Raw genomic sequence first — 15,925 nt, 5'->3', positions numbered from 1 at the left:
TAACTTTTATACTTATTATATCATATTTTTTCAAATATGGTAAAATATTTTAGTAATTATTTTTGAAAACAATATTATTAATTTTAATGAAAGGAGCAATAAGAATGGAAATTGCAGAATTAAAAAAGATCATAAAAAATGAAATAAGAAGAGTTGAAAAGGAATTCACTTTTGAGGAAAGACGGGCAAATTTAAAACCCCAAGAAGTGGCAAAATATATTGATCACACATTGCTTAAAGCAACCTCAACACCTTCAGATGTAGAAAAACTTTGCAAAGAAGCGAAAGATAACAGTTTCTATGCAGTTTGTGTTAATCCAACTTACGTAAATTTATCAAAAGAAATTCTTACAGATAGTAATGTGAAAGTGGCAACAGTAATCGGATTCCCTTTGGGAGCTAATACTATAGAAACAAAAGTTTATGAATCTGAAAATGCGATTAAAAATAGTGCAGATGAATTAGATATGGTTTTAAATATAGGAAGACTTAAAGCACAACAATATGATTATATTTACGATGAAATACAAGCTATTTCTTCTTTAACTAAAGATTCTAAAAAACTTTTAAAAGTTATTATTGAAACCTGCTATCTTTCGAAGGAAGAAAAGATAGCTGCCGTTGTAATTTCAAAATTAGCCAGGGCTGATTTTGTTAAAACCTCTACTGGATTTGGGAGTGGGGGTGCCGAATTGGAGGACGTGGCTTTGATGAAGTTTCTTGCAGGAATGGATATGCGAGTAAAAGCATCTGGTGGTATCAGAGACTTAGAAACAGCCTTAAAAATGATAGGCTGTGGAGCAGATAGGATAGGAACGAGTTCGGGACTAAAGATAATTCAGGGGAGAATATAAACAAAGGAGCGCTTTCGGCGCTCCTTAGTGTATTTTGGGTTTAGATTATGGTATACACTTATAAGGGTCTTACATTAGAAGCTTGAGGACCTTTGTCGCCTTCGACTACTTCAAATTCAACTTCCTCATCCTCTTCTAACTTTCTGTAGCCATCCATTTGAACAGCTGAGAAGTGTACAAATACATCGTTCCCATCTTCCCCAGTGATGAAGCCATAACCTTTCTTTGAATCAAACCACTTTACTTTACCTTTCACTTTGTTACCTCCAAATTTCTACCGTGCCACCCATTGCAGCATACGGAATGTGTTCCAAAATCATTATAATACAAAAAGAAAGGGAATGCAAGTTAATTTTTAATAAACATTAGATGAATTATAAGTAAACTTCCTGCAAAGATAATTAGGTACAAGTTTTTAAACAAATATACAAGAAAATACTTGACAAGTTAAGAAATAATTGCTAAATTTATTGTGTAATAAAGTTCTGTCTATTTTTAAGCTCATTAGGCTATAATGATATCCCAGCTGTAGATTCTTATTATTGCCCTAACTAAGATTAACAACTGAAAAACCAAGGAGGAACGTGAATGATCGACGTAGGAGACTTAAGAAAAGGAGATTTTATCGTTTATCAAAACGAAGTATATCGTGTAGTTGAATCCAATAAGCATTTTATGGGAAGAGGTAGCGGATTAATTAGAACTCGTTTAAAAAATGTCATGACAGGCTTGATAAAAGAGATTAGTTTTTCTAGTGGTGAAAAGGTTCAAGAAGCGGATATAAGTTTTAGGAAAGCCCAGTATTTATACAACGATGGTGACCATTTTTATTTTATGTTACTTGATACCTATGAACAATATTCTTTGCCTGCCCAAGATTTAGAAGATGAAAAATATTATTTAACCGAAAATATGGAAGTTGATCTAATCTTTTTTAACGGGAATCCTATTTTTATTCAACTTCCTACCGTTGTGGTTCTAACCGTTACAGACACTGAGCCTAACTTTAAAGGAAACACAGTGTCCGGTGGAGGCAAACCAGCGACGTTAGAAACAGGATTGAAAACCTCTGTTCCTTTTTTTGTGGAAAGAGGTCAAAAAATAAAAGTAGACACCCGTACAGGGGAATACCTAGAAAGAGCATAGAAAATGCATATATTAAAGGCTCGATATATTTTTATCGAGCCTTATTATTTTTCTTGAGGCTGGTATTCATGTTTATCTTCAGGCATATAAGATTCTTCAATTTCATTTCTTTTATAGATAATTTGAATTTGTTTTTTCTGCAGAGAATTCAGAATTTTTATCTCCCTGATCACAAAAAATAATGTCAACAACACTGATAAAACATCAGAAATAGGGAATGTGTACCATATGCCCATTAATCCAAAAAAGTGCGACATAACAAAAACCATCGGAATAAATATCAATATTTGTCTTGAAATTGATAAAAGTAGCGCAGGACCAGCTCTACCAATGGCTTGAAATAAAGAAGACCCTACAACTTGAAAACCTACGATCCATATAAACATCGCGTCTATCCTTAAAGCCGTAATTCCTTCGTTAATCAAAGATGGATCCGTTGAAAATATAGAAAGTAGAAAACTTGGAAACAATTGAACTAACACAAACGAGACTGTTGACCATATAATAGCAGCGATTGCTGCTCTTTTGAGAACTTCTTTTACCCTATCAAATCTTTTGGCTCCATAGTTATAACCAGCGATTGGTAAAAAACCTTGTGCAATACCGAACATAGGCATAAAAAAGAACATAAACAGTCTATTTATTACTCCAAAAATTGCTATATGCAGAGAACTCCCATACGTCCCTAACAAATTATTTAAAACTATTGCTAGTAAACTTCCAGCAACTTGCCTAACAAAAGCAGAAGATCCTACCGCTAGCGTCTCAGACATGATATGTCTATCTAATATGAAATTCTTCGTGTGAAATTTCAAAGAACTTTTCCCACTGAAAAAATAATATCCTATATAAACAACACCTACAAACTGAGAAAGCACTGTAGCTACTGCTGCTCCTTTTACTCCCATATTTAATCCAAATATAAAAATAGGATCAAGAATAATGTTTAATATTCCAGGAATGATCATAGATATCATTGCATATTTTGCATTACCTTCTGCTCTCATAACGTTGTGACCTGCCATTGCAATTGAAAAGAACATTGCTCCATAAAGGATTACACTCATGTAATCCTCCGAGTATGAAAGAATATCAGGGGTAGCACCAAAGAGAATTAAAATAGGATCTAAAAAAATGGTACCAAGAATAGTAAGACTTATGCTTAAAACAAATATAGTAGAAAAAATATTCCCTAAAGCCTTTTCTGCACGCTTAACATCTTTAGCTCCTAAACTTCGGGATATTAAAGTCCCCCCGCCGATTCCTATCATTCCGCCAAAAGCCATAATGATCATTTGAATTGGAAAGGCAACAGATACTCCAGCTATTCCAAGTGTGCCAACACCTCTTGCAATGTATATAGTATCAACGAAATTATATAAAGCTTGTATCAGCATGGCAGCTATAGCTGGTAATGATAGTTCCATTAATAACTTCCCTATCTTCTCGTTTTCAAGCTTTTTGGTATTTTCTTCCAATTACGACACCTCCTGATGAACTTTGGCTTTGTATCTTAGTATATTATCTAGCATTTTATTCAATATATCCCGAACCATTTCTTTTTCTTCAATTGATAGATTGTCTGTTAAAATTTTCTCCCAATAGTTATTCATTTTTTCCATTTCATTATAAATATTGTAAGCTTTATTAGTCAAGAATATCCTATTGATTCTATGATCCTTTTCATCGGTTTTTTTGGTGAGATAACCATTTTTCATAAGTTTTTTTATCGCTCTGGCAGTGGTAGCTTTGTCGAAATTTAGATGTTCATTTAATTCTTCTTGACTTATTCCATCTCCATTTTTAAGTAAATACATAAGAAAGTGAAATTGACCCCTTCCAATGTCATACTTTTCAAGTTCTTTTTTCATCATTGAATTCATCGTTCTGAATAAACATGATATCCTGCTAATAACCGATGGATCTTGTTCAGAATTAAACAATTTTTGATTTTCGCCTCCTTTTAAAAACGTCCATAAGAAAGGAAAGGGAACAAAAATAATTATAAAAAAAAATTGTTGCATATACAACCATTTCCCCGTTAAGATTTGGTTGAATGTGCAACTAATATTTTCTGGTTTTATATTTTACTACCAAGCTCTTTTCTTTTTCCATTTTCCTTTTTTATAAAAATAAAGGAGAATAAGAGATTCTGCAATATCTCCGAACATATAAGAGAGCCATACCCATGTTAAGGACTGATTAAAAATATTAATAGCTACTATTAAAACACATAATTGTATACCCCACCTTGAAATAATACTGGAAAAAAGAAACGGAAAGTTGTATCCGGACCCAGAAAAAGCGCTTGTGAGACCCAGTCCATAACCTAGTACTACTAAACCTACTGATCCATACTTTAAAAATTCTGTCCCATATTTAATCACTATAGGATCGTTTGTGAATAGAGAAATCACATTTTCACCAAATCCAAAAGCGATTAGAATAAAAAATAACATTACAACTGATCCGAGTATTCCTGTAATATTTGCCGCTTTTTCCGATCGTGGTATATCTCCGGCTCCTATGGTTTGACCAACAACAGAAGATGCTCCCATAGTAAGGCCAAACAAAGGAACAAAGGCAAAGCCAAATATCCTGCCAGCGATCCCATTTGCTGCGATAGCCTCATTACCAAAAAGTGAGACAAAACCTAATAGAACTACATTTGAAAGATTTCTAAAAAATATTTCTATACCGTTGGGTAACCCTATAGTTATTAACTTTATATCAATATCTTTATTTAGTCTAAACAAACCTTTTATATGAGGTTTTACTTCGTGAGTCCTGGTAAAAAGTATTAAAAAACCAATAAAAAAAGCTATGGTTTGGGAAACCACAGTTGCAATTGCTGCACCAAAAACGCCAAAACCCAACCCATTTATGTTCATAAAAGGAACTGTCTCAAAGATAAAAATTGGATCAAGAAAAAGGTTCAGTATGCTCACAGCTATCATTATAATCATAGGAGTTTTAGCATCGCCTAAACATCTAAAAACAGTGTTTATTGAGTAAGAAGAAAACATTATCGGCAAAAAGAATAATCTTAAATAACCATAATCTAAACCGTAGCCTACTACCGTTTCATCTGCAAAAAGAGACATTAATGGTTTCAAAAATATTGCCATGAAAGTTGCTGCTATCAATGCAACCAAAAATTTGAAACTTATCGTTTGTTCAATTGATCTTGTAGTTTGGTGATAATCTTTTTTACCGTAAGCTTGAGACACCAAAGAAATTGAACTCACACCAATAATCTCATTTAATGCATCAACCATCCAAAATATAGTGGAAAAAACTGTCACCCCAGCTATCGCTTCACTGGAAATCATACCTATCCAAAAGATATCCACCAAATCATAAACCATTTGGGCTGCCATACCAATCATTGTGGGTAATGCCATCACCAAAATATTCTTTATTATACTACCTTTTGTTAAATCTTTTTCCATACATTCCTCCCACAATCATTAAAAATCCTGGCTTTAGAAATTCTAAAATTGAGTAATAGCACCTCTTCGCCCAAAAAACCTTTTTAAGAGCCTTCGATTATTTTACCATTGATATTGAAATAACTCAAGTTGGAAAATTGTCTGATTGATTTTTCAAGAATATGATATACTATATTATATATTTATATTTCATTTTGATTATGATGAAGTCAGGGAACTAGAGTATTATTTCATAATTTCAGGAGGAATAAAATGGAAAATAATCCTTCAATTCAAATGGAAAAGTTGATTAGAGAAATTTGTTCAAAAGTTAAAAGTGAAGGAAGGAAAGTTTTAAAAGAGTTCAACATTTCTCCGGCTCAGTTTGATGTTTTGCAAACTGTTTATTTCAAAGGCCCTAAAATGCTCAGTGATATCAGCAAAAAATTAGGGATAACAAAAAGCACAACAACCGGCCTCATTAGAAGATTAGAGGTTGCAGGATATTTAGTTAGGGAAAAATCCAAGAAGGATAAAAGAGTATACGTTGTTCAAATAACTCAAGAAGGAACTAATATAATAGAAAACGTGATAAAAAACAGGGTAAAATTGATGGAAAAAGTATATGAAAAATTGGGAGAAAAAGAAAAAAGTATAGAAATATTAAACGAGATCAATAAGATTTTGAATGAAAAACGAGGTGAGATTTAACAGTGAATAGGAAGTTGATATTGCTTCTCTTACTAATTTTTGGCACATTTCTTTTTGCTTACGAAGTAAATATAATAGCATTGAGTGGTAGCGAGGTTTATTTTGATTCGAAATTTATGGGAACCGTTACTGAAACACCTTTTACAATCGAAATACCTGATGATAAGCCCGGTTATTTAAAAATAATAAAACCTGGATACAGCAATTTTATTACTCATGTAGAGCTTTTAGGAATCGAATCACAAATAACAGCCGAACAAGTACCTTTAGCTAAACTTATTTTTGATATCAACGTTGATTCTGCTAATATAAAATACAGCTTTTTAAACCAAAATTACAATATACTCCTACCAACATCTAATGAAGTTGATATCCCCTACAACATAGAAAAGTTAATTATAGAAAAAGATGGTTTTTTTGCTAAAGAATTAGACCTTGAATTGAAACCATTTGACAGGGAAAATTTAAGTGTCACGTTAATCCCAATTGATGAAATACTTATCGAATCAAATCCTTCTCAAGCAAACGTTTTTGTAGATGGAAAGTTAATTGGTAAAACACCGATTACTGTAAAAAGAAGTAATTTCAATATAATTTTGGTGGAAAAAGAGGGTTATTTAGTTAAGACATTAAAAAATTTACCTCAAGATGAAAGAATAGTCGTTGAATTAGAAAAAGGAATAGAACTTTTTGTTGATAGTGAGCCAAAAGATGTGGGGGTATTTTTGGATAATGAATATGTAGGAAGTACCCCAATACGAGGTTTATTCCCCACGGGGACATATAATTTAACGTTATCGAAACTGGGATACGAATCCAAAGATTTGATGATTGAATTAACCCAAAACGGTTTGAACGAATACTATGTTGAACTGAACCCAAGTTTAAATACAATAAGTTTTCTAAATTCTGAAAATTACGAATTCAATATCGATGGCAAATACCTAGGAAAAAAAATTGATAAGATTATTTTGGATGATCTGCCACATTTTGTTAGAATTATATCGGGAAAAAATAGTTTAGAATTTCCAATTTATAGAGATTTTTATGATGGAACGGAAAGTATAGATTTAAATAAACTGAGTACAGTAAATGTTTATTCACCGCATAATACGCTTGTAAGCTTTCTAGGAAAAGCTCAAAAGACTCCTGCATTTTTTCTTTACAATATGTTAAACAATCCGCAGTTTGTAAACGTAAGGACATTAAATAGAACTTACCGTGCCCTTGTGGAACCTTCTAACAGTGTTGATATTTATACTGAAAGTAGTTTTGGCAGTCTATTTATTACTACAAACGTTAAAGATCCTCTTGTATACATTAATGGCCAATATTTAAATTCTAAGGAGTGCTTTGGTTACCCGTTAAAACCAGGAGTTCATACTGTAGAGGTTAGAAAGTTTAATGAAATTCAACAACAAAAAGTGACTATAAGTTCAGGTGAAAAGAGTTTCGTGCATTTTGAATTTGACTCCCGGGTACCTGTAAAGGTCGATTTTACGGGGGAGAAGTATACTATCAATGGCGAAAAATATACTAACACGAAGAAAGCATTCTATTTACCCACAGGACCAACTTTGTTTTCAAATGGAGAAGCTTCAGTAGTGCTTTTTATACACGAACCTATGTACATTGACTTAGATAAGCTTTTTAGGGGGTTATAACCGTGAAGAAAAAAATAATTTTATTTTTGCTTGTTACTTTTATTTCATTAAGTTTGTTATCCCAAACCAACATAGTAGATTTACAACCATCCTCACCGATCTATCCTCAAGTGGTGAGGATGGTCGAATCAGGAATTATGTTTCTTGACAATCAAGGCCGTTTCAGAGGCTCTCAGCAGGTTCTAAGATATGATTTGGCAGAGTTTGGTTCAAATATGCTTGATTATGTAGATGGACTTTATGGTCAAGAACTCGAAGAAATAAGTAATAGATTGCTCAACCTCGAAAATTTAAATGCTGAAAAAAGATTGTACAATTTAGAAAGTACTGTTTTTGCCCACGATGACCGACTATCTTATCTGGACTCCACTATCCAAAATTTAGGGAGATATGTATCAGATATTTTAGAAGTAATTGACCCCAGTCAACCAATTAACGAAGACAACATTATTTTCCAAGAGATTGCTCAAGGAGCGATTGACATTGCAAAAAAAACTTCACAAGATGAAGTTCAACGAATTGCCGATTCTTCAATGGCATCCTTGACAATTTATCAAGAACGACTTAATAGTTTCGAACAAGAGGTAATAAACTTAAACAATAAATACGATAACAGCATTGAGAGTTTGAAATCTGTATTAGTCGATTCAACCGAGTCGAATAAGGAAGAATTAAAAAATTATATAGACATGAGATTAAATTTCGAAATAGATGGGTTGAAAATTTCTTTGACAAACATCGCTAAAAACGAAGTTTCTCTTTTTAACGAAACGTTGTCGGTTACATTAAATAATCTTGATCAAAGGATTGCAAGGGTAGAAAGTGAGATAGTTCCATATGAAAACAGTTATAATGAACTGAGTAAAAAGATTAATGAAAACGAGGCAAAGTTGAATTTCATTCTCTCAAACGTTTCAACAAGTATTTCAACAGAAACATTAAGCTATGAACTGTTGTTTGGAGCAAGAACTGATATCGAAGGGTTAAAAGTAAAAACTGATAATCTCGCTAATGATATATCTGTATTGTATGACCAAGTAGCTTCAAACCAATCTTACATTGAAACTTTCGATGCAAGACATACCTACTACAACTCCAAAATATTAGATATGCAAAATAAATACAACACCCTTTCTGACCAAATAATAATTCAGAACAAAAAATTGGATAACATAATTTTTGAATTATCAAAACTCACTCCAACTCCATCAGAGATGGTTGCTCCTCAATACACTGTGGATATAAAAAATCTTCAAGAAAGAGTTACAAGTTTAGAAAGAACGATTGGTGTTTATTATGATCAAATTGGTGAAATGACTGTATATGCTACTATGTTCGAAGAATTTAAAAATAATTTGAATGAACTTTATTTTGCATTAGAAAAAAATAACGGGGATATCCAAACTTTAAAGAAAAAAACAGAAACATTGAATGCTCAAATATCATCTTTAGCAACTTTAACTAATTTAAATAAAGATACTTTAGCTCAAATAGGGGATATTACAAAACTAGCTGAAACTGTTGGTTATTTGAATGACAACTACCAAAATTTGAATAGAACAAATGCGCAATTACAGAATGATCTAATACAAGTAGAGAACAGATTATCCAATATTGAAAATACTTTGAACAATTTTCAAATAACTTCCTCTGAAATAGAAGAGCTTAAAAACACTTATAATTCGTTACTTGATAAATATTATGAGATAAAAAGTGAGTCTGAATATTTGGACGATCCTATGGTGTTAAAAAACGATCTCAAAGCAGAATTATCTCAGCAGTTAGCTACAGAGTTAGTTTCCTTTAAAAAAGAATTAAAAAATATCGAAGATAAACTTTCAAGTGTTGAATCAAGGCTTTCTAATATTGAAAAAACCGTTTTTTTTCACGATGAAAGTATTTCCACACTCTCTCAAAAAACGGATGCGAACGTAAAAAAAATAAATAATTTAGAAAGTTTTATACAAGAGATAGAAAAACCCAAACAAAATTATATTTCATCAATAATTGTAGGGCTTATTGGAGTATTGGTTGGTGCAGGAATTGTTTTATTATTCCAATAATTTCTGGAGGGAACAATGGTTTACGGAATAGCTTTAGGAAGTGGTGGCGCAAGAGGAGCCGCTCACGTTGCCTTAATAGATGAACTGAAAGAAAGAGCCGTAAAAATTGAAGTAGTAACAGGATCGAGCGTAGGTGCTTTAGTTGGTGGCCTCTACGCTTTAAATCCTGATGTGGATCTATTTAAAATATTCAAAGACTTGACACTTAAAAAGAAAAAGACAATAGATTCACAGTTTAGAACTCTAAACAACAGAATTACTAATGTCCCTAAAATGGTTGCAGGTAAAAGCTTTTTAAAAAGTGATTTCGTTTACGATATTTACAAGCAATTGTATGGACGCAAACGTTTTTCCGATTGTAAGATAAAATTAGGAATCGTTTCATATGATTTAGAAAGCGGTGAAGAAGTTGAGATCACCGAAGGGTACATAATCGATGCTGTTATGGCTTCTTCAAGTGTTCCTGGGGTTTTCCCTCCCTTAAGGTTAGGGGGTATGAGCCTCTTGGACGGAGGAGTATTAACACCCGTTCCAGTAGAGTTAACTAAAAAACTAGGAGCAGATTATGTAATAGCAAGTAATTTAAATGGTGAGGTTAAGAATGATTTTAAATTTAACGACGGATTAGATTATATCATTTCCATAGAAGATTTTAAAAATGATCTGATGGTTAACTATGAAATAAATAAAGCAGAAGAAGTTTACACATTCCCGATAGAATATTCGTGGGAAGGTTTTTCTTATTTTAATGAAATATACCAAGATGCTAAAAAATTTTTAAAATCTATACAAAATAAAGTGAGGGAACAACTTTGAACTTAGTAATGGGCGGCTTTTTTGAAGGCTTTTATTGGGAGTCTGGAGTTTTAGAGTCTATAGCAAAAAAAGAAAAAGCCTTAAATCTATATACTTCTAGTCTAGGAAGTTTAAGAGGATTATTCTATTCACTGTACGGAGTAAATTTCTTTGGCCGTTTAAAAGATTTCATATACGAAAAAAATAATCCTCTACGCGAGGTAATAACCAATACAGAATTATACAACAGTAGATATGCTCAAACAACGGCATTGATAAAATTGGGAAGAGGGAAAATGTCCCTTTACAACCCTGATAATTTAAAAAAATTTTTGGAAGGTTATTTTGGCAACCAAACACTTTCTTCACTTGCAGCAAACGTAAGTTTCGAAGTCTTCGAGCTAAAAAATAAAGAAGTAATTATACTGAAAAAAGAAACAAGAATCGTTGATATGTTAATGATGGAATTAGCGTTTCCACCTTATTATAGTTATTATGAATATCAAGGCGGATTTTTTATTCCAACTTCATATATTTCTTTTGTTCCTCAAAAATTTCCAAAAGATGCTGTAATAATTTCTTTTGATCCTATTTTAACTTATCCATATCCAAAAAATACCGTTGAAATTCTTTTAAAAGTCTCTTATTCCAGAACGTTAAAAAACTATCGTTTATTAACTGAAGGTTTTAATACTATCGAGCCACAAAAACAATTGAAAGATTATTTTAATATGTCCGCTTTTTTTGATGGTCAAAATCAAGCTAATAATTTTTTGGAGGCCAAAGTATGAAGCGTTTTACTGTATTTTTTTTAATGCTCATATTAACAAATTTGATCATTTATTCTGAACAAATAAATGTAAAAGCAGATGAAGTTAAAGGGGAAGAAAGTAGGTACATATTGAAAAACAATGTTCTTATACAAAAAGATGACCTTACTATTTTAACTGATTTTGCCACCATAACCCTTATTAACGATGAATGGCGAAAAGTCAACACCAACAATGTTTATATTACTGGTGACACTTTTGAAGCTACATCTACATCTATGGACTTTGACCTTCAAACTGAAAAGGGAACACTTTTGGGGAATGTTTTAGCTAAGATTTTTATGGAAGAATCAGAGATTGAGATAAATTCTGACCAACTTCAAATAGATAACAATAACAAAAAATACGAGGGAAGTTCTAAAGATTTAGTTTTGATAAAAAAAGAAGATTATATAATAAATGCAAAAACCTTCGTTTTTGTCGAAAGCGAAAACATGCTCACCCTTTCCCAAAATGTTCATATCATAAATTCTGTAAAAAAAATTGATATGACTTCAACATATGCCACTTTCAATACCCAGACCAACGAAATAGAAGCACAGACGGTTAATTTAATTTTGGAAGTATCAGAGGAGGAATAACCATGAAAAAGAATTTTGTTGTTTTTTTTGTACTTTCTCTTTTTGTTTGTATTTATTCTCAAACGTATTACGACGCTGGTTTCTCTTTGCTGAATTATCCCGACGGTTTCAAATTTGCTCTAAGGGGGGGGTTGGAATCAGATTCTTTCAATCTTGATTTCGATCTTAGTCCAAATTTTGGAGAAACGTTCTCTTTAATTACCATTACTGATGTATCTGCTAAAATTTTTGATATATACCCAAACCTTTTTTTAGATGCCGGTTTGTTATGGGTTTATGGTGAAAACTTTCCAGGTACATTGGCATACGGTGGCTTTAATTTGAATTTTAACAACATCCTTGGAAAATTGTACGTAGGTTACCCATTCAACAATACTGACAACCCTTTGAACTATTTTGCACTAAAAATAGGTTATGTCGTTCCAAAACCTGCTGATTTCATCGATGATTTAAAGTTAGATTTAAGGGTAGTAAATGGAAGAATTGATTTTTCAATATTTTTAGTAGAACCTTTGTAAAATGAATAAAAATCAAGGGTTTCTAATGATAGAAAGTGTTTTTGAAATTTTTATTGTTTCTTTATCAATGCTGATCGTAATAGGTACTTTGTCGGGTACACTCAACATTTTAAAAAGTTCGTTAGATGAAATGGTTAATCTAAATCTTATTTCCAACGCCGTTATAGAAGTGATAATTGTTGCTAAGAACGAAATGAAAAATGTGACCTCCTATGATTCTTCAACTGTCCTTGGGAATTCATCTGATGGCAAACTAGTTGGTTTTTCGTACAATAAATTAACACAAAAGATTAACCGTTATAAAGATTCCGGATGGGATAAAGGATCCACATTAATTTCAGGAAACATAACAACTTTTTCATACGATGGAAAATTTTTAAATGTAATATGGAATGAGGAACATAATTTAAAACTTTTTATCCCTTTTTAAAGTTTCTAAAAAAAGATACTTAAATGGGTGGGGAGCGGAGCGAATGGCGCTAAACACAGACAAAACTTAGGAGGAAATCATTAATAAATGGCCAATGAAATAATCGAAACCTATAAGATTTTAGAAGAAAGAATAAAATCAGAGAATATTCAAATATACTTTGACATGTTGGATTCTCCTTATCCTTCTTTTAAATCGAAGGCTATTCAAGAATTAACAAAGCAAAAAATTGATGTTCCAAAAATAAAAGAATTTTTAAAAGATCCGGATAAAAACGTTAGGTTTTCTGCATATAGGTACTTAGATAAAATGGGTGTTTTGGATGAAAATTCTATAAAAGTGGCTTTGAAAGACATATCAGCAAACATTAGAAAAGAAGCAATTATCAGTTATATTCAAATGGGTATAAAACCGATAGAATTCATTTTGGAGTTTACCGAAGATCCTGATCCTGTGGTTAGGTATCAACTGATATCCACATTTTTGGAATTCTACCCAGAAGATTCAGAAAAGATTATTAGTAAAATGAAAAATGACCCCTACGTTAAGATAAAACAGCTGATTTCTGCTTTGGATAACATCTCTGAAACTTTAAAATTCGAGCAAGTAGATAAAAGCGTTAAAGTTATGGCTTTAAGAAGATTCTATGAAAGGGAAGATGCCTATACCTTTTTTAATTCCTTAAAAGAAACTTATTTTGATTGCAGCAATGAAACTAAAGGAATAATAATAAAATTTTTCTCAGGGTTACCGTGTGAAATTATTAATAAATTCATAGAAAAAATCATTCAAGAAGAAAAAGATATCCACATTCTTCAACTGGCTGCAAATACCTCAAAGAAAGTATGTGGGATCGATTCTATTCCTACCTGGTTGATCGACCAATTGGTGAACAGTGAAGAGGCAAAAGTTGTAAAGTTTGGATTGAAATTAGCCACCGAAAAGGAAGACATGAGTTATGTAGACTTTTGTAGGGATTTGTTGTCTGCTATAGATGATGACTTAGTAATCGGAGCAAGTGACTATCTCATTTATTTTCAAGACTATATGCTTAAAGATTACGTGCCTAACTTTCTCAATTCATTATCCTCCAAACGAATAAGGGAAGGATTAAAAATAATAAGAAAATTAAAATTGGATAATTTTATAGAAGAGATATCATTAATCGCTCTCAACAAAATGTATCCTATATCCATAAGAAAAGCTGCCGTCAACCTACTGAAATTTTTTAAAGCTAAAGATTATTGGGAAATCCCAAATCAGATATTAAAAGACCCTTATGAAAACGGGAATTTAAAACTCGCTGCGTTAAATGCACTTCTACGTTTAAATGCGGAGATGGTAGTCAATTTTTAAAAAAATAATGACAACAATTTTTGAACCTCATTGCATGGTTTGTGAAAAACCTATAGCTTTTGGAGAAATTATTTGCGGCAATTGCACAGAAAAATTTTACTCACCTTCTCTCTCAGAAGGTGATTTTAAAGTTTATCATTATGGAAAATATGAGTATCCTCTATCCAACTTAATAAAAGAGTTCAAATATCATTCACATCCTAAGATTGCCCGACTTTTGGGGAATATGCTCGCAAAGTTTTTTATAGATTTAAAATTTCCTGAACTAAATTATACCGTTTCATACGTGCCTTCAAATTACTCAAGTATTTATGAAAAAGGCTTTGTACCAGCCCGCTTAATTGGTCAGCATTTTTCTGACCTTTTAGGTTTCCCTTTAATAAATCTCTTTTCCTCAAAAACTCATAAAAGGCAAGCCCAATTGAATTATCGAAAGAGAAATGAAAACGTTAAAAATAAGATAAAATTACTACAAACTCCTCCTAAGAATATTATTATTATAGATGATGTGTACACTACAGGGGCCTCAATGAACGAGGCGGGTAGTTTGCTCATCAATAAATGTGATGTTTTAATAGGTATTACCGTGGCAAAAGCTTATAGATATTCTTTTAATAGTTCTTTATAGTTTTTTATATTACAGATTGCTCCCACATATTTTAACTTTTCTGCTGAAAAGGCATTCCCTAATCTTGCCGCTTTTATAACATCCATGCCTATAATTGTGCCTATGTATAAACCTGACCAAAATGCATCCCCTGCTCCCGTTGTGTCTATTACCTCTTTTGCATAAGAGTCAAAATGAGTAATCGTTTTACCATCAGAAAATATAAACCCCTTTTCTCCTAATGTAAGAAGTACATTTTTTACTCCCCATTCATGAAAAATATTTATATATTCTTCTTCATTCTTATTTTCCTTGAAAATATGTACACAATCATCTAAAGAAGGTTTTATAAAATCCACGTATGGCATAACCAATCTTAAAACATCTCCTATTTCTAAAGATGTTTTCCACAATATCTCTCGATAATTAGGATCAAATCCTATTAAAACATTATTCTTTTTGGCAACTTTTAACAATCTGAGTGTGTTTTTCAAGTTTTTATCGGAAGATAATGCCCAAGAAGAAAAATGAAAGATATTTGCTTTTTTAACAATATCAAAATATGTTTCGGCAATATCTAAATTTAAAGAGGCCGATCTTAATGGATAAAATTCAGGAGATGATTTAGACTTCAAAACATACACAATGTCCGTATGAAAACGTTCATCTTGTGATATACCCCGAACATCTACATTATAATTATTTAATTGTTCAAGAATAAAATCTCCAAAAGGATCCCTACCTAACCTTGAAATTACAGCAGATTTAAACCCCTGCTTAGCGATGTTAACAGCTATGTTACTTGGTGAACCTCCTAAAAATTTTTCAAAGGAAGTCGCATTTTTTAACCCTTTTACATAATCTTTAGAGATAAAGTCTATCAACACCTCACCAAAAGAGACAAAATTAATCACTATATTCCTCCTCGTATAATATGTA

17 protein-coding genes are annotated in these 15,925 nt (G+C 32.0%); 12 read left to right on the top strand and 5 right to left on the bottom strand.

What is annotated here, in order from left to right:
* Positions 1-104: 104 nt before the first annotated feature.
* Positions 105-854, top strand: a complete 750-nt coding sequence (gene deoC, locus AA80_RS08835) for a deoxyribose-phosphate aldolase (RefSeq protein ID WP_103877414.1) — start codon at positions 105-107, stop codon at positions 852-854.
* A gap of 58 nt (positions 855-912) precedes the next feature.
* On the opposite strand, the gene AA80_RS08830 is transcribed toward deoC, so the two are convergent.
* A complete protein-coding gene (locus tag AA80_RS08830) occupies positions 913-1,110 on the bottom strand; it encodes a cold shock domain-containing protein (protein WP_103067547.1) in 198 nt (65 codons plus the stop codon).
* Between the two features lie 332 nt (positions 1,111-1,442).
* On the opposite strand from AA80_RS08830, the gene efp reads away from it, so the two are divergent.
* Entirely contained in the window at positions 1,443-2,000 is a 558-nt protein-coding gene (efp, locus tag AA80_RS08825) for an elongation factor P (RefSeq protein ID WP_103877413.1), read from the top strand.
* A gap of 44 nt (positions 2,001-2,044) precedes the next feature.
* Here the strand turns inward: efp and AA80_RS08820 are convergent, their stop codons facing one another.
* From AA80_RS08820 to AA80_RS08810, 3 genes are all read right to left on the bottom strand, one after another.
* Complete coding sequence (locus AA80_RS08820; protein WP_103877412.1) at positions 2,045-3,478, bottom strand: MATE family efflux transporter; 1,434 nt, start codon at positions 3,476-3,478, stop codon at positions 2,045-2,047.
* Complete coding sequence (locus tag AA80_RS08815; protein WP_158248418.1) at positions 3,479-3,943, bottom strand: MarR family winged helix-turn-helix transcriptional regulator; 465 nt, start codon at positions 3,941-3,943, stop codon at positions 3,479-3,481.
* 147 nt (positions 3,944-4,090) lie between these two features.
* Positions 4,091-5,452 (bottom strand): MATE family efflux transporter, encoded by a 1,362-nt coding sequence (locus AA80_RS08810; RefSeq protein WP_199177883.1) that lies wholly within the window; start codon positions 5,450-5,452, stop codon positions 4,091-4,093.
* Between the two features lie 252 nt (positions 5,453-5,704).
* Here AA80_RS08810 and AA80_RS08805 point away from each other — a divergent pair, with 252 nt between their 5' ends.
* The 10 genes from AA80_RS08805 (at position 5,705) to AA80_RS08760 (ending at position 15,007) form a co-directional block, all read left to right on the top strand.
* Positions 5,705-6,142, top strand: coding sequence for a MarR family winged helix-turn-helix transcriptional regulator (locus tag AA80_RS08805; RefSeq protein ID WP_103877410.1), 438 nt, complete (start codon positions 5,705-5,707; stop codon positions 6,140-6,142).
* 2 nt (positions 6,143-6,144) lie between these two features.
* The gene (locus AA80_RS08800) at positions 6,145-7,806 is read left to right on the top strand and encodes a PEGA domain-containing protein (RefSeq protein WP_103877409.1); all 1,662 of its coding nucleotides are present in this window, start codon (positions 6,145-6,147) and stop codon (positions 7,804-7,806) included.
* Between the two features lie 2 nt (positions 7,807-7,808).
* Positions 7,809-9,869, top strand: coding sequence for a hypothetical protein (locus AA80_RS08795; RefSeq protein WP_103877408.1), 2,061 nt, complete (start codon positions 7,809-7,811; stop codon positions 9,867-9,869).
* 15 nt (positions 9,870-9,884) lie between these two features.
* Positions 9,885-10,685: a patatin-like phospholipase family protein gene (locus AA80_RS08790; RefSeq protein ID WP_103877407.1), complete on the top strand. Its 801-nt coding sequence runs from the start codon at positions 9,885-9,887 to the stop codon at positions 10,683-10,685.
* A complete protein-coding gene (locus AA80_RS08785; RefSeq protein WP_103877406.1) occupies positions 10,682-11,455 on the top strand; it encodes a patatin-like phospholipase family protein in 774 nt (257 codons plus the stop codon). Before AA80_RS08790 ends, AA80_RS08785 begins: the two co-directional genes overlap by 4 nt.
* A complete protein-coding gene (locus AA80_RS08780) occupies positions 11,452-12,075 on the top strand; it encodes an LptA/OstA family protein (RefSeq protein ID WP_103877405.1) in 624 nt (207 codons plus the stop codon). Before AA80_RS08785 ends, AA80_RS08780 begins: the two co-directional genes overlap by 4 nt.
* A 2-nt stretch (positions 12,076-12,077) precedes the next feature.
* Positions 12,078-12,593 (top strand): hypothetical protein, encoded by a 516-nt coding sequence (locus tag AA80_RS08775; protein WP_103877404.1) that lies wholly within the window; start codon positions 12,078-12,080, stop codon positions 12,591-12,593.
* Position 12,594: 1 nt separating this feature from the next.
* Positions 12,595-13,023 (top strand): type II secretion system protein, encoded by a 429-nt coding sequence (locus AA80_RS08770; protein WP_103927581.1) that lies wholly within the window; start codon positions 12,595-12,597, stop codon positions 13,021-13,023.
* A gap of 87 nt (positions 13,024-13,110) precedes the next feature.
* Positions 13,111-14,379, top strand: a complete 1,269-nt coding sequence (locus tag AA80_RS08765) for a HEAT repeat domain-containing protein (protein ID WP_103877402.1) — start codon at positions 13,111-13,113, stop codon at positions 14,377-14,379.
* Positions 14,380-14,413: 34 nt separating this feature from the next.
* Positions 14,414-15,007, top strand: coding sequence for a ComF family protein (locus tag AA80_RS08760; protein ID WP_134080014.1), 594 nt, complete (start codon positions 14,414-14,416; stop codon positions 15,005-15,007).
* On the opposite strand, the gene AA80_RS08755 is transcribed toward AA80_RS08760, so the two are convergent.
* The gene (locus tag AA80_RS08755) at positions 14,977-15,900 is read right to left on the bottom strand and encodes a carbohydrate kinase family protein (RefSeq protein ID WP_158248421.1); all 924 of its coding nucleotides are present in this window, start codon (positions 15,898-15,900) and stop codon (positions 14,977-14,979) included. The genes AA80_RS08760 and AA80_RS08755 overlap by 31 nt on opposite strands.
* Positions 15,901-15,925: the final 25 nt, after the last annotated feature.

The organism is Petrotoga sibirica DSM 13575 (genome assembly GCF_002924625.1).
GTDB classification, from domain to species: Bacteria; Thermotogota; Thermotogae; order Petrotogales; family Petrotogaceae; genus Petrotoga; species Petrotoga sibirica.
This window is presented reverse-complemented; position numbering and strand designations above follow the sequence as displayed.

Coding starts and splice junctions, on each gene's coding strand:
- deoC (WP_103877414.1), top strand. CDS start 105: ATGGAAATTGCAGAATTAAAAAAGATCATAAAAAATGAAATAAGAAGA.
- efp (WP_103877413.1), top strand. CDS start 1,443: ATGATCGACGTAGGAGACTTAAGAAAAGGAGATTTTATCGTTTATCAA.
- AA80_RS08810 (WP_199177883.1), bottom strand. CDS start 5,452: ATGGAAAAAGATTTAACAAAAGGTAGTATAATAAAGAATATTTTGGTG.
- AA80_RS08805 (WP_103877410.1), top strand. CDS start 5,705: ATGGAAAATAATCCTTCAATTCAAATGGAAAAGTTGATTAGAGAAATT.
- AA80_RS08790 (WP_103877407.1), top strand. CDS start 9,885: ATGGTTTACGGAATAGCTTTAGGAAGTGGTGGCGCAAGAGGAGCCGCT.
- AA80_RS08780 (WP_103877405.1), top strand. CDS start 11,452: ATGAAGCGTTTTACTGTATTTTTTTTAATGCTCATATTAACAAATTTG.
- AA80_RS08775 (WP_103877404.1), top strand. CDS start 12,078: ATGAAAAAGAATTTTGTTGTTTTTTTTGTACTTTCTCTTTTTGTTTGT.
- AA80_RS08770 (WP_103927581.1), top strand. CDS start 12,595: ATGAATAAAAATCAAGGGTTTCTAATGATAGAAAGTGTTTTTGAAATT.
- AA80_RS08765 (WP_103877402.1), top strand. CDS start 13,111: ATGGCCAATGAAATAATCGAAACCTATAAGATTTTAGAAGAAAGAATA.
- AA80_RS08760 (WP_134080014.1), top strand. CDS start 14,414: ATGGTTTGTGAAAAACCTATAGCTTTTGGAGAAATTATTTGCGGCAAT.